The following is a 13,622-nucleotide window of genomic DNA, read 5'->3' on the forward strand; positions in this document are numbered from 1 at the left end:
GAGAGTGCTGCTCTGAATATGAAGCAAGGTTTGCAATTAAGGCTTAGCCAACAGCTAGCTATGACGCCGCAACTGCAACAGGCTATCCGTCTGTTGCAGCTGTCTACGTTAGAACTTCAGCAGGAACTTCAGCAAGCGCTGGAGAGTAACCCATTGCTGGAACAAGCCGATCTTCATGAAGAAGTGGATAGCCAACAAACCCAGGAAAATGAAGGCCTGGATACTGTAGACGCGCTCGAACAGAAAGAGATGCCTGAAGAGCTGCCGCTGGACGCCAGCTGGGATGAGATTTATACCGCCGGAACGCCTTCCGGCAGCAGCCACGATTATATTGATGACGAACTGCCGATTTATCAGGGTGAAACGACACAGTCTCTTCAGGATTACCTGATGTGGCAGGTAGAGTTAACGCCGTTTTCCGATACCGATCGCGCAATCGCAACCTCTATTGTCGATGCTGTCGATGAGACCGGCTACCTTACCGTGTCGCTTGAGGATGTGCTGGAAAGCATGGGCGATGAAGAAATCGGTCTCGATGAAGTTGAAGCGGTATTAAAGCGCGTTCAGCGTTTCGATCCGGTTGGCGTCGCTGCGCGCGATCTGCGCGACTGCCTGTTGATCCAACTGTCCCAATTCGCGAAAGATACGCCCTGGTGTGAAGAGGCTCGCCTGATTATCAGCGATCACCTTGATCTGCTCGCTAACCATGATTTCCGCTCTCTCATGCGCGTCACACGTCTTAAAGAGGATGTGCTGAAAGAAGCAGTAAATCTGATCCAGTCGCTGGATCCGCGCCCCGGCCAGTCGATCCAGACCGGTGAACCAGAATATGTCATCCCGGATGTGCTGGTGCGTAAGCACAACGGGCGCTGGACGGTAGAACTGAACTCCGACAGCATTCCGCGTCTGCAAATCAACCAGCACTACGCTTCAATGGGCGGCGGCGCGCGCAATGACGCCGACACCCAGTTTATCCGCAGTAATTTGCAGGAAGCGAAGTGGCTGATCAAAAGCCTTGAAAGCCGTAATGACACGCTATTGCGCGTCAGCCGCTGCATCGTCGAGCAGCAGCAGGCATTCTTTGAACAGGGCGAAGAGTTTATGAAACCGATGGTGCTGGCGGATATCGCTCAGGCCGTCGAAATGCACGAGTCCACGATTTCCCGTGTGACAACGCAGAAGTACCTGCACAGTCCTCGCGGCATTTTTGAACTGAAGTATTTCTTCTCCAGCCATGTGAATACGGAAGGCGGCGGCGAAGCCTCGTCAACAGCCATTCGCGCACTGGTTAAGAAATTAATCGCCGCAGAAAACCCTGCAAAACCACTGAGCGACAGTAAGCTGACGACGCTCCTTTCCGATCAAGGAATTATGGTAGCGCGGCGTACCGTTGCGAAGTATCGAGAGTCTTTATCCATTCCGCCGTCTAACCAGCGTAAACAGCTGGTGTGACCCAACCGATAAGGAAGACACTATGCAGCTTAACATCACAGGACAAAACGTCGAAATCACTGATGCCTTACGTGAATTTGTGAACAGCAAATTTGCCAAGCTTGAGCAGTATTTCGAAAGGATTAATCAGGTCTATATTGTGTTGAAAGTGGAGAAAGTGATCCATACCTCGGATGCAACCCTGCATGTTAATGGAGGCGAGTTGCATGCCAGCGCGGAAGGACAGGATATGTACGCTGCCATCGACGGTTTGATCGATAAACTGTCGCGGCAGCTCACGAAACATAAAGATAAACTGAAACAACACTAATTGTCCGGGCGTTCGTTTGGCGCGTTGCACCCTACCGCAACCCGGTAGGGTGCGTGGCTCTGACGGCGCTTAGGTGAAATTATGATGAATAACGATTCCGCTCTTCAACTGAGCAATGTCCTTAACCAGGAATGTACACGTAGCGGCGTTCACTGCCAGAGCAAAAAACGTGCTCTGGAAATCATCAGTGAACTGGCGGCAAAACAGCTTGGCCTGCCGCCACAGGTCGTTTTCGAAGCCATTCTTACGCGTGAGAAGATGGGCAGTACCGGTATTGGTAACGGTATAGCCATCCCCCACGGTAAGCTGGAAGAGGACACGCTGCGCGCCGTCGGCGTTTTTGTACAACTCGAAACGCCCATTGCTTTCGACGCTATCGATAATCAGCCTGTCGATCTGCTGTTTGCACTACTGGTGCCGGCCGATCAAACCAAAACGCATCTGCATACGCTCTCGCTGGTGGCCAAACGGCTGGCGGATAAAACCATTTGCCGTCGCCTGCGCAGTGCGCAGAACGATGAAGAGCTGTATCAGATAATCACGCAGACAGAAGGCGAAAGCGACGATGCGTAACGGGAAGAACACCTTTTTTGTCGTTATGGGGAGAAACGGTTCATGGTCCTGATGATCGTAAGTGGTCGTTCGGGTTCAGGCAAATCCGTGGCCCTGCGCGCCCTGGAAGATATGGGCTTCTATTGTGTCGATAACCTGCCGGTAGTGCTGCTGCCGCAACTGGCGCAGACACTCGCCGATCGTCAGACCTCTGCCGCCGTCAGTATTGATGTGCGTAATATGCCGGAATCACCGGAAATTTTTGAACAGGCGATGAGCAGCCTGCCTGACGCCTTCTCGCCGCAGTTGCTGTTCCTTGATGCTGACCGCAACACGCTGATTCGTCGCTACAGTGATACGCGCCGCTTACATCCGCTCTCCAGCAAAAATTTATCGCTGGAAAGTGCTATCGATGAAGAGAGCAACCTGCTGGAGCCACTGCGTTCCCGCGCGGACCTGATTGTCGATACCTCCGAAATGTCGGTACATGAGCTGGCCGAAATGCTGCGCACTCGCCTGCTCGGCAAGCGCGAGCGCGAACTGACCATGGTCTTTGAGTCGTTCGGCTTTAAGCACGGGATTCCTATCGATGCTGACTACGTCTTTGACGTTCGCTTTCTGCCCAACCCGCACTGGGATCCGAAACTGCGCCCGATGACCGGTCTCGACAAACCTGTCGCGGCGTTCCTTGACCGGCATACCGAAGTGCACAATTTTATTTACCAGACCCGCAGTTATCTTGAACTGTGGTTACCGATGCTGGAAACCAACAACCGTAGCTATCTGACCGTCGCTATCGGCTGTACTGGCGGTAAGCATCGTTCTGTTTATGTCGCCGAACAGCTGGCAGATTATTTCCGCTCGCGCGGTAAAAACGTTCAGTCCCGTCACCGTACGCTGGAAAAACGCAAAACATGACCGTAAAACAAACCGTTGAGATCACCAATAAACTGGGCATGCATGCGCGCCCGGCGATGAAACTGTTTGAGCTGGTACAGGGGTTTGACGCAGAAGTGTTACTGCGTAACGACGAAGGCACCGAAGCGGAAGCCAGCAGCGTGATTGCATTGCTGATGCTGGATTCCGCAAAAGGGCGGCAAATTGAAGTCGAAGCCAGCGGCCCGCAGGAAGAAGAAGCCCTGGCAGCCGTGATTGCCCTGTTTAACGCGGGCTTTGACGAAGACTGAGTTAGTACAGCTTATTGTTCTGCAAAAAGCCTTCGCCTCCGAGCTGGCGCATCTGGCGCAGGATCCACGCCTGACGGCTGCGGACATAGCCGGATGGCGCTGCCGCCTGGAAACGTATTGGGTTTGGCAGTACTGCCGCCAGCAATGCCGCTTCCGACATGGTTAACCGGCTGGCCGGTTTGTGAAAATAGCGCTGAGCCGCCTCTTCCACGCCAAACACGCCGTCGCCAAACTCCGCAATATTAAGATACACCGTCAGGATACGCCGTTTCGTCCACACCGCTTCCATCCCCAGCGTCAGCCCGGCTTCCAGCCCTTTTCGCACCCAACTTTTTCCATCCCATAACAGCAGGTTTTTCACCGTTTGCTGAGAGATAGTCGACGCGCCGCGAATACGGTTCTCATGGCGTTCATTATGTGAAAGTGCCTTCTGGATCGCGCCAAAATCCAGCCCCCAGTGATCGGGGAAACGCTGATCCTCTGCTGCGACAACAGCCAGCGCCATCCACGGCGAAATTTCATCCATACTGACCCAGTCGGAATGAGCAACATAACCAAAGTTACCTGTCAGCCAGGCCCCAATTTGCCGCTCGACCATCACGGCAGAAAATGGCACCGGCAGAAAGCTGAACAGCACAATGCCGCCGCCCCAGAAAATGGCCAGTACCAGTAAAACCCGCAGCGCAATACGTTTCAGCATAGTTTTCAGCGGGCCGCGAAAGCCATTTCTCATTCCGCCAGCACCAGTATGCGCGCAACCAGCTTTTCGATCCCCGCCGCAGCCTGCGCAATATCCTCAGCAAGCATATACGCTGGCGTGGTTACCACTTTATTCTCTTCATCCACCACAATATCGTCCACCGGGCACGGCACATGTTCCGCGCCCATCTCTTCCAGCACTTCAGCGATATCGACATCCGTACCGATTGTCAGACGCAGCGGGAAGTCGAAAATTTTCGGCAGCAACGCCGGAGCGATACACATAAATCCCAGCGGTTTACCCGCCTGATGCATCTCCAGCACTCGCTGTTTAAGCGTATTATCGACAACACACGCGCTGCCCTGGCTGGCAAAATTACTCAAATTTTTGGCCGCACCAAAACCACCAGGCACAATCAGCGCATCCAGATCATTTACTGATAGTTGTGCCAGCGGCCGGATATCTCCACGCGCAATTCGGGCCGCTTCGACCAGCACATTGCGGCTCTCCGTCATGACATCACCCGTCAGGTGATTCACCACATCGCTCTGCCATTTATCCGGCGCGAAACAAACTGCCTCAGCACCTGAACGGGCGATCGCCAGTAACGTGATCACCGCTTCATGGATTTCCGCACCGTCATAGACACCCGCGCCGCTAAGAATCACGCCTACTTTTTTCATTTTGCTCATCCTTTATGCAGCGTACTGTCGATAATTAAAAATTTTGATAAGGGAGCCTTGCTTCACACATTTCACTGATTGATGTAACAAATCATTTAAGATTTGCTATCTTATGTGCGTGTGGTCGAATTTTTTCAGGCTACGCCCTTGCAAAAAAGAGTAAAAACTACGGCGCAGCTACGGTTTCCCTGGTGTTGGCGCAGTATTCGCGCACCCCGGTTAATCCGGGGTCATTTTTTTCCAGCGTCCACCGCCGCAACCCAGGCTTTCAGTACCGCCACATCGTTCTGCCACTCCTGTTTCATCTCTTCCACCCATTCGCCGACATTGTCCCACCACGCCGGAAGATCGGGAGACTGGATCTGTTGCCCCAGTTGCTGCAGATGACGTAAACCGACAGAGCCTGCCGCGCCCTTAATCTTATGTCCCTCTTCGGTTATGCCTTTCTGATCGCGGGCCGTAAGATTTGACTCAAGCACATTGAGATAGCCCGGCATCATTTTCTCAAAGACAGCCAGCCCATCGGTGATCAATTTAGGCCCAACCAGCTCGATATATTGCTCAAGCATGGCCGTATCCAGCACCGTTTGTACTTTGCTGTTATCGACAGTCGTCACCTGCTTCTCCTCATTGGCGTTTGTATCCCAGAACTTTTTAATCATGGCAGTTAATGCCGGGACCGCCAGCGGTTTGCTCAATACGTCATTCATGCCCGCATCGAGATACTCCTGTTTGTTTTTCAGCACGTTGGCTGTCAGTGCTACCAGTGGCGGCAGATCTTCGCGCGGGTAACGGCTGGTTAGCGTGCGGGAAATATCCAGCCCGGTCATGTCCGGCAACTGAATATCCAGCAGCAGCAGATCGTATTCGCCAGGGGCAAACATCTCCAGCGCGGCGCTTCCGGTCATCGCCACATCGACGCTACAACCCAGCTTTTCCAGCACCGAGCGCGCGACAATGACATTCAGCTCAATGTCCTCAACCAGCAGCACATGCAGCGCTGGCAACGGCATATCATCATCTTCGAAAGCGTCATCAACTTCTTCCGCCACTGCGGGCGCATGAACGGTCAGCGTAAAGATGGACCCGGCGCCTGGCTGGCTGCTGACAGAGATATCCCCCCCCATATTTTTGGCGAGGCGACGTGAAACGGCCAGCCCGATACCCGTTCCCGTGGCCGGTTTGCCGCCGTGGCTATCTTTGACCTGGTAATACATGGCAAAGATCTTATCCTGCTCGTCGCGCGGAATACCGATACCGGAATCCTGCACTTCGAAGTGCAGCATTTCGCCTTCATCGTAGCGAACGCGCACTTCAACCTGACCTTGCGGAGTAAATTTCACCGCATTGCTGATCAGGTTCCACAGAATCTGCCGCAGACGCGTACCGTCGGTAATCACCTTGTGCGGCAGCGGCAACGTTGGCTCCAGTACAAAACGCAGCCCTTTTTGATGCGCCTGCAAACCGGAAAGGTTTTCCAGATCGGCAAGGAAGCTGGTGAAATCCAGCGGTTGGTTATCAAGCTGAACTTTACGGCGCTCCATTTTATCCATGTCGATAATATCGTTGAAGATATTTCCCAGCGTCACGGCGGAAACATGGATGGTCTTCAGGTATTTCTCTTGCTCCTGCGTTAACTCCGTGTCGAGCAGGATCCGGCTCAGGCCGACGATGCCATTCAGCGGTGTACGCAGTTCATGGCTAATCGTGGAAATGAAGGTGGTCTTATCCCGGCTGGCCCGCTCCAGCGCATCCTGGTAGCGTTTACGCTCAGTAATATCGCGGCCAAAGCCCATCAGCCCGTGGCGTTTACCCACTCGGTCGTAATAAGGCACTTTACGGATTTCGAAACAGGCTTTGCGCCCGTCCGGATAATCCAGCCACTGTTCGTAGGTCAGCGATACGTTATGACGAAAGACTTTTTCATCGGTTTCAATAACTTTCGCTGCGGCTTCCTCAGAATAGACATCCTGCGGTTTCAGGTGAATGAGCTGCTTCTCGCTTTTGCCAGTCAGCAGTTCCATCGCCCGGTTACAGCCGGAAAATTCTTTATCTTCGTTACGGTAGAAAACCAAATCCGGTGAGGCATCAAGGAAAGAGCGCAGAAAGGAGGATTGTTGTTCGAGCTGGATCTGCGTTTGCTCGCGCTCCTGCATCTCTATTTTTAGCTGTTCAAAGGTCTCCTGGCGCTCCGCTTCAGCCTTTTCACGATCGCTGATCTCCTGGTTAAGCTGGGCAATATTATCTTTTAACTGCACATTGAGCTTCAGATCGCGATCGCGCATCTCTTCGAGTTTTTCTACCAGCCGCGATAAGCGCTGACGGGATTCTTCCAGCTGCTCAACCACCACCGATAAAAAGTAGACCGCCCACGGAGTGATCAGCAGACCAAAAAAGATCGAGCGGATAACATCAATGCTCTCCACCTGACCCTGCAATACCATGGTGACCGCCATCTGCACGACGATTGCCAGCACCACCAGCGCTAAAGCCAGCAGCAAGGAAAAGCGCACCAGACCAAGCTTCATCATCAGATCGACGTAGTATTGCGCCAGTAAACGGATTTGCTTCATAGAGTTTCCCTCGGACAATTGCGCTCAATAATACTCAATTCTGGGCAAGGGATTGAAGCTTGTGTGAAAAATGCGGTGAGAGTTAGAGTTTCGTCGCCGGTTCAGACGGGCAATTGCCAGCAGCGCCCAAGCGCCGAACCTTGTCCGCCCTGCTCATTCAGATAGCGATCCAGCTCCACCATGCCGGTCCAGCGGTTTTCGCACCACAGCGGCGCCAGCAGGGTCGGACGGCGCGCGCTGGCGGAAACGCGGTGATAGATCACCTCCGGCGGCGTATGGCGAATCATCTCTCCGGCAATAACGGTATACTCTTCCAGGCCAATACCATTCAGGCGGCCAGCTTCCCATGCCTTCGCCATAATACTGCCTTTTACGATATGCAGCGGATGCAGCTTAATGCCATCAACGCCAGCATCTGTAACGCGCTGTAGGGTCTCCAGGCAATCCACGCGACGTTCCCCCGGTAACCCGACAATCAAATGCGTGCAGACTTTCAGACCGCGTTGACGGGCCTGTTGCGCCGTTTTCCGGTAGCAGGCGAAATCATGCCCACGGTTGATGCGATGCAGCGTTTTATCGTGAGCAGTTTGCAGGCCCAATTCCAGCCACACTTCATAACCCTGTTGATGGTATTCACAAAGCAAATCCAGCACCGCTTCCGGCACGCAATCAGGGCGCGTGCCGACGCACAAACCCACAATGTTCGCCTGGCTTATCGCCTGCTGGTACATCGACCGTAGCACCTGCACTTCCGCCCAGGTGCTGGTGTAAGCCTGGAAATAGGCGAGATAGCGACGTGCGCGATTGACGAGGTTCGCCTGATGAGCAAGCTGGTCAGCAATGGATTGATGCTGCTGTGCCTCATCGGCAAAAGACGCGACATTACAGAACGTACACCCGCCGCGTCCGATGGTGCCATCGCGGTTTGGGCAGCTAAAACCGCCATGCAAAGTGAGTTTATGGACTTTTTCTCCATATCGGCGAGCAAGATCCCCACCAAACATATTGACTAATTTCTGTAACTGCATAATCTGAAAGGCCGCCCTGACGAAAGGGTGTAGCCTGCCATTTTTAGCTTTCATCGGCGATGACCTGGATCAATCGCCCCGGAAGGCTTTTATCCATTGCATAAACAGTCAATATAACCGCAATTTCATTCACCCAAAAGGTGATTACTTTTCCTTATACTCCTGCCTTATTTTGCAGAAATACGTGTGGAAGTAAAAAACAGTGTCTTCATGCAACTCTCATCCGCACAGCAGAATAAAAATCTGCCGTTAAAGACACAATCAGGACAGAACATCAGAAACTACGCTTTGGTATAGTGAGTCAGATCACACTCCGCTACCGCTTGTCGCTGCGCTTCATGAATGTAAAAAACCTTAAATAAATATAAATATCAAACAGATAATACATCTTTAGCACATTTTTGTATAAATAAGCTCGGCATTTGACCTGTGTACGGATTCCCGATAACTTGGGAATCCGCTGGAAGCTTTCTGGATGAGCAGTCTGCTCATCATATTTATGCAGTAATTGAGATTCCCTCTTAAGCAAGTCCTCAACACTTGTGTATCGATGCGAAAAGGAAATTAAAGAGGGCGACATGCGAGGCATATGCCCCGTCGCCATGCTCTTTTTGCGCCTGTGCGTATCGATCAACGGAGGGTGTCTCGTAGAGCCTGGGGAGGTTCACTGATATGTTGTACGATAAATCTCTCGAGAGAGATAACTGTGGTTTCGGCCTGATCGCCCACATAGAAGGCGAACCTAGCCACAAGGTAGTGCGTACCGCTATTCACGCACTGGCCCGAATGCAGCACCGTGGCGCAATCCTTGCCGATGGTAAAACCGGTGATGGTTGCGGCCTGCTGCTGCAAAAACCCGACCGTTTCTTCCGTATTGTGGCGGAAGAGCGCGGCTGGCGCTTAGCCAAAAATTACGCCGTGGGCATGCTGTTCCTGAATCAGGATCCAGAAAAAGCCAGCGCGTCGCGTCGCGTTGTTGAAGAAGAGCTGCAACAAGAAACCCTGTCGATCGTCGGCTGGCGCGATGTGCCAACCAACGAAGGGGTACTCGGTGAAATCGCCCTCTCCTCGCTGCCTCGTATTGAACAAATTTTCGTGAACGCCCCTGCAGGCTGGCGCCCGCGCGATATGGAGCGTCGTCTGTTTATCGCTCGTCGCCGCATTGAAAAACGCCTGCAGGAAGATAAAGAGTTCTACGTTTGTAGCCTCTCCAATCTGGTGAACATCTATAAAGGTCTGTGTATGCCGGCGGATCTGCCGCGCTTTTACCTGGATCTGGCGGATCTGCGCCTGGAATCGGCCATTTGCCTGTTCCACCAGCGCTTCTCCACCAACACCGTGCCACGCTGGCCGCTGGCACAGCCGTTCCGCTACCTGGCGCACAACGGTGAAATCAACACCATTACCGGTAACCGCCAGTGGGCGCGCGCGCGTACCTACAAATTTAAAACGCCGTTGATCCCGGATCTTCATGATGCCGCGCCGTTCGTCAACGAAACCGGTTCTGACTCCAGCTCAATGGATAACATGCTCGAGCTGCTGTTGGCAGGCGGGATGGATATTGTGCGCGCCATGCGTTTGCTGGTGCCGCCAGCCTGGCAGAATAACCCGGATATGGATCCGGACCTGCGCAGCTTCTTCGACTTTAACTCCATGCACATGGAACCGTGGGACGGCCCGGCGGGCATCGTGATGTCTGACGGGCGTTTCGCTGCCTGTAACCTCGACCGTAACGGTCTGCGCCCGGCGCGCTATGTCGTTACCAAAGATAAGCTGATCACCTGTGCTTCAGAAGTGGGGATCTGGGATTATCAGCCGGACGAAGTGGTCGAAAAAGGCCGTGTCGGCCCGGGCGAACTGATGGTTATCGATACCCGAGACGGGCGCATTCTGCACTCTGCCGAAACCGATGACGATCTGAAAAGCCGCCACCCGTATAAAGAGTGGATGGCGAAAAACGTTCGCCGTCTGGTGCCGTTTGAAGATCTGCCTGATGAAGAAGTCGGTACCCGCGAGATGGACGACGATCTGCTGGCAAGCTACCAGAAGCAGTTTAACTACAGCTTTGAAGAGCTGGATTCGGTTATCCGCGTGCTGGGAGAAAATGGTCAGGAAGCGGTCGGCTCCATGGGCGATGACACCCCGTTTGCGGTGCTTTCCAGCCAGCCACGCATTATTTATGACTACTTCCGTCAGCAGTTCGCGCAGGTCACCAACCCGCCGATCGATCCGCTGCGTGAAGCCCACGTTATGTCGCTGGCTACCAGCATCGGTCGCGAAATGAACGTCTTCTGCGAAGCGGAAGGCCAGGCGCACCGCCTGAGCTTCAAATCACCGATCCTGCTGTACTCCGATTTCAAGCAGCTGACGACGATGGAAGAGGAGCACTACCGCGCCGACACGCTGGACATCACCTTCGACGTGACTGAAACGTCGCTGGAAGAGACCGTCAAAGCGCTGTGTGATAAAGCAGAGCAGATGGTGCGTAATGGTACTGTATTGCTGGTGCTCTCTGATCGTAACATCGCCAAAAATCGCCTGCCGGTTCCGGCGCCGATGGCAGTGGGCGCGATCCAGACACGCCTGGTGGATAAGAGCCTGCGCTGCGATGCCAACATTATTGTTGAAACAGCAAGTGCCCGTGACCCGCACCACTTTGCGGTGCTGCTCGGCTTCGGCGCGACGGCCATCTACCCGTACCTGGCGTATGAAACGCTGGCGAAACTGGTCGACAACAATGCCATTGAGAAAAATTACCGTACAGTGATGCTGAACTACCGCAACGGCATCAATAAAGGGCTGTACAAAATCATGTCCAAAATGGGCATTTCGACGGTCGCCTCATACCGTTGCTCAAAACTGTTTGAAGCCGTGGGCCTGCACGATGACGTTGCTGCGCTCTGCTTCCAGGGCGTTATCAGCCGTATTGGCGGCGCGGGCTTTAGCGACTTCCAGCAAGATCTGCTGAACCTCTCTAAACTGGCCTGGCTGGCGCGTAAACCGCTGTCGCAGGGCGGCCTGCTGAAATATGTCCATGGCGGTGAATACCACGCTTATAACCCGGATGTCGTACGCACGCTGCAACAGGCCGTACAGAGCGGCGAGTACAGCGATTATCAGGAATATGCGAAGCTGGTTAACGAACGCCCGGCAGCTACGCTGCGCGATTTGCTGGCCATCACGCCGAACGGTGAAGCGGTCAGTCTGAAAGATGTGGAACCGGCGACCGAGCTGTTTAAACGCTTCGATACCGCAGCGATGTCTATCGGCGCGCTCAGCCCGGAGGCTCACGAAGCGCTGGCAGAAGCAATGAACAGCCTCGGCGGTTTCTCCAACTCCGGTGAAGGCGGCGAAGATCCGGCGCGCTACGGCACCAATAAAGTGTCGCGTATCAAGCAGGTTGCTTCTGGCCGCTTTGGTGTAACCCCGGCGTACCTGGTGAACGCTGATGTCATTCAGATCAAAGTCGCCCAGGGGGCAAAACCGGGAGAAGGCGGCCAGCTACCGGGTGACAAAGTCACCCCGTACATCGCCAAACTGCGCTACTCCGTACCCGGCGTAACGCTGATCTCTCCGCCTCCGCACCACGATATCTACTCTATCGAGGATCTGGCGCAGCTGATTTTCGACCTGAAGCAGGTCAACCCGAAAGCGATGATCTCCGTGAAGCTGGTTTCCGAACCGGGCGTCGGTACCATCGCTACCGGTGTGGCGAAAGCCTATGCCGATCTGATCACTATCGCCGGCTACGACGGCGGTACTGGTGCAAGCCCGCTCTCTTCGGTGAAATATGCCGGTTGTCCGTGGGAACTGGGGCTGGTGGAAACCCAGCAGGCGCTGGTCGCGAACGGGTTGCGTCACAAGATCCGTTTGCAGGTGGATGGCGGTCTGAAAACCGGCCAGGACATCATCAAAGCCGCCATTCTGGGCGCCGAAAGCTTTGGTTTCGGTACCGGGCCGATGGTCGCGCTGGGCTGTAAATACCTGCGAATTTGTCACCTGAATAACTGCGCAACCGGCGTAGCGACTCAGGATGACAAACTGCGTAAGAATCACTATCACGGTCTGCCGTTCAAAGTGACCAACTACTTTGAATTTATCGCCCGTGAAACTCGCGAGTTAATGGCGCAACTGGGCGTGAAACGCCTGGTCGATCTGATTGGCCGCACCGATCTGCTGAAAGAGCTGGACGGTTTTACCGCCAAGCAGCAGAAGCTGGATCTGGCGAAACTGCTGGAAACCGCCGAGCCGCACCCAGGCAAAGCGCTGTACTGCACGGAAAACAACCCGCCGTTTGATAATGGCGTGCTGAACGCGCAGTTATTGCAGCAGGCGAAACCGTATGTCGATGAGAAGCAGAGCAAAACTTTCTGGTTCGATATCCGCAACACCGATCGTTCCGTGGGTGCTTCACTGTCTGGCTATATCGCGCAGTCTCACGGCGATCAAGGGCTGGCAGCCGATCCGATTAAAGCGCATTTCAGCGGCACCGCAGGCCAGAGCTTCGGCGTGTGGAACGCCGGCGGCGTTGAGCTCTATCTGACCGGCGATGCCAACGACTATGTCGGTAAAGGTATGGCGGGCGGTTTGCTGGCGGTGCGTCCGCCGGTGGGTTCGGCCTTCCGTAGCCATGAAGCAAGCATTATCGGTAACACCTGCCTGTATGGCGCAACCGGCGGTCGTTTGTACGCTGCGGGCCGCGCAGGCGAGCGTTTTGCGGTGCGTAACTCCGGCGCCATCACGGTTGTAGAAGGCATCGGCGACAACGGTTGTGAATATATGACCGGCGGCATTGTTTGCGTGCTGGGTAAAACCGGCGTCAACTTTGGCGCAGGGATGACCGGCGGCTTTGCCTATGTACTGGATGAAGACGGTGAATTCCGTAAACGCGTTAACCCGGAACTGGTGGAAGTGCTGAGCGTCGATGACCTCGCCATCCATGAAGAGCATCTGCGCGGTCTGATCACCGAGCATGTGCACCATACCGGTTCTCAGCGTGGCGAAGAGATCCTGGCGAACTGGCCGGCATTCTCATCGAAATTCGCCCTGGTGAAACCGAAGTCCAGCGATGTGAAAGCCCTGTTAGGTCACCGTAGTCGTAGCGCGGCAGAGTTGCGCGTGCAGGCGCAGTAAGGAA

10 protein-coding genes are annotated in these 13,622 nt (G+C 54.2%); 6 read left to right on the forward strand and 4 right to left on the reverse strand.

Annotated elements, in window-relative coordinates:
• Window positions 1–18 precede the first annotated feature (18 nt).
• The 5 genes from rpoN (at window position 19) to npr (ending at window position 3,501) form a co-directional block, all read left to right on the forward strand.
• Window positions 19–1,452: an RNA polymerase factor sigma-54 gene (gene rpoN / locus CWM66_RS18385; RefSeq protein ID WP_035887975.1), complete on the forward strand. Its 1,434-nt coding sequence runs from the start codon at window positions 19–21 to the stop codon at window positions 1,450–1,452.
• 22 nt (window positions 1,453–1,474) lie between these two features.
• Window positions 1,475–1,762, forward strand: a complete 288-nt coding sequence (gene hpf / locus CWM66_RS18390; protein ID WP_007369896.1) for a ribosome hibernation promoting factor — start codon at window positions 1,475–1,477, stop codon at window positions 1,760–1,762.
• 81 nt (window positions 1,763–1,843) lie between these two features.
• Window positions 1,844–2,335 (forward strand): PTS IIA-like nitrogen regulatory protein PtsN, encoded by a 492-nt coding sequence (gene ptsN, locus CWM66_RS18395; protein ID WP_007369895.1) that lies wholly within the window; start codon window positions 1,844–1,846, stop codon window positions 2,333–2,335.
• Between the two features lie 42 nt (window positions 2,336–2,377).
• Entirely contained in the window at window positions 2,378–3,232 is an 855-nt protein-coding gene (rapZ, locus tag CWM66_RS18400; RefSeq protein WP_007369894.1) for an RNase adapter RapZ, read from the forward strand.
• Entirely contained in the window at window positions 3,229–3,501 is a 273-nt protein-coding gene (npr, locus tag CWM66_RS18405) for a PTS phosphocarrier protein NPr (RefSeq protein ID WP_007369893.1), read from the forward strand. Before rapZ ends, npr begins: the two co-directional genes overlap by 4 nt.
• 1 nt (window position 3,502) lies before the next feature.
• Here npr and mtgA read toward each other — a convergent pair whose 3' ends face one another.
• From mtgA to CWM66_RS18425, 4 genes are all read right to left on the reverse strand, one after another.
• Complete coding sequence (gene mtgA / locus CWM66_RS18410; protein ID WP_035942012.1) at window positions 3,503–4,234, reverse strand: monofunctional biosynthetic peptidoglycan transglycosylase; 732 nt, start codon at window positions 4,232–4,234, stop codon at window positions 3,503–3,505.
• Window positions 4,231–4,884, reverse strand: coding sequence for an isoprenoid biosynthesis glyoxalase ElbB (gene elbB / locus CWM66_RS18415; RefSeq protein ID WP_072439303.1), 654 nt, complete (start codon window positions 4,882–4,884; stop codon window positions 4,231–4,233). The genes mtgA and elbB overlap by 4 nt, the downstream gene beginning before the upstream one ends.
• Before the next feature lie 230 nt (window positions 4,885–5,114).
• Window positions 5,115–7,457, reverse strand: a complete 2,343-nt coding sequence (arcB, locus tag CWM66_RS18420; protein ID WP_072439301.1) for an aerobic respiration two-component sensor histidine kinase ArcB — start codon at window positions 7,455–7,457, stop codon at window positions 5,115–5,117.
• 101 nt (window positions 7,458–7,558) lie between these two features.
• Window positions 7,559–8,485 carry a TIGR01212 family radical SAM protein gene (locus tag CWM66_RS18425; protein ID WP_071921602.1) on the reverse strand — a complete coding sequence of 309 codons (927 nt, stop codon included), beginning with the start codon at window positions 8,483–8,485 and terminating at the stop codon, window positions 7,559–7,561.
• A 672-nt stretch (window positions 8,486–9,157) separates the two neighbouring features.
• Here CWM66_RS18425 and gltB point away from each other — a divergent pair.
• Entirely contained in the window at window positions 9,158–13,618 is a 4,461-nt protein-coding gene (gene gltB, locus CWM66_RS18435; RefSeq protein WP_007369888.1) for a glutamate synthase large subunit, read from the forward strand.
• Window positions 13,619–13,622: the final 4 nt, after the last annotated feature.

This window comes from Kosakonia sp. H7A (genome assembly GCF_003028445.1).
GTDB lineage: Bacteria > Pseudomonadota > Gammaproteobacteria > Enterobacterales > Enterobacteriaceae > Kosakonia > Kosakonia radicincitans.

Excerpts from the sequence above, each read along its gene's own strand:
- gltB (WP_007369888.1), top strand. The coding sequence starts at position 9,158 with ATGTTGTACGATAAATCTCTCGAGAGAGATAACTGTGGTTTCGGCCTG.
- hpf (WP_007369896.1), top strand. The coding sequence starts at position 1,475 with ATGCAGCTTAACATCACAGGACAAAACGTCGAAATCACTGATGCCTTA.
- arcB (WP_072439301.1), bottom strand. The coding sequence starts at position 7,457 with ATGAAGCAAATCCGTTTACTGGCGCAATACTACGTCGATCTGATGATG.
- rpoN (WP_035887975.1), top strand. The coding sequence starts at position 19 with ATGAAGCAAGGTTTGCAATTAAGGCTTAGCCAACAGCTAGCTATGACG.
- mtgA (WP_035942012.1), bottom strand. The coding sequence starts at position 4,234 with ATGAGAAATGGCTTTCGCGGCCCGCTGAAAACTATGCTGAAACGTATT.
- CWM66_RS18425 (WP_071921602.1), bottom strand. The coding sequence starts at position 8,485 with ATGCAGTTACAGAAATTAGTCAATATGTTTGGTGGGGATCTTGCTCGC.
- ptsN (WP_007369895.1), top strand. The coding sequence starts at position 1,844 with ATGATGAATAACGATTCCGCTCTTCAACTGAGCAATGTCCTTAACCAG.
- npr (WP_007369893.1), top strand. The coding sequence starts at position 3,229 with ATGACCGTAAAACAAACCGTTGAGATCACCAATAAACTGGGCATGCAT.
- rapZ (WP_007369894.1), top strand. The coding sequence starts at position 2,378 with ATGGTCCTGATGATCGTAAGTGGTCGTTCGGGTTCAGGCAAATCCGTG.
- elbB (WP_072439303.1), bottom strand. The coding sequence starts at position 4,884 with ATGAAAAAAGTAGGCGTGATTCTTAGCGGCGCGGGTGTCTATGACGGT.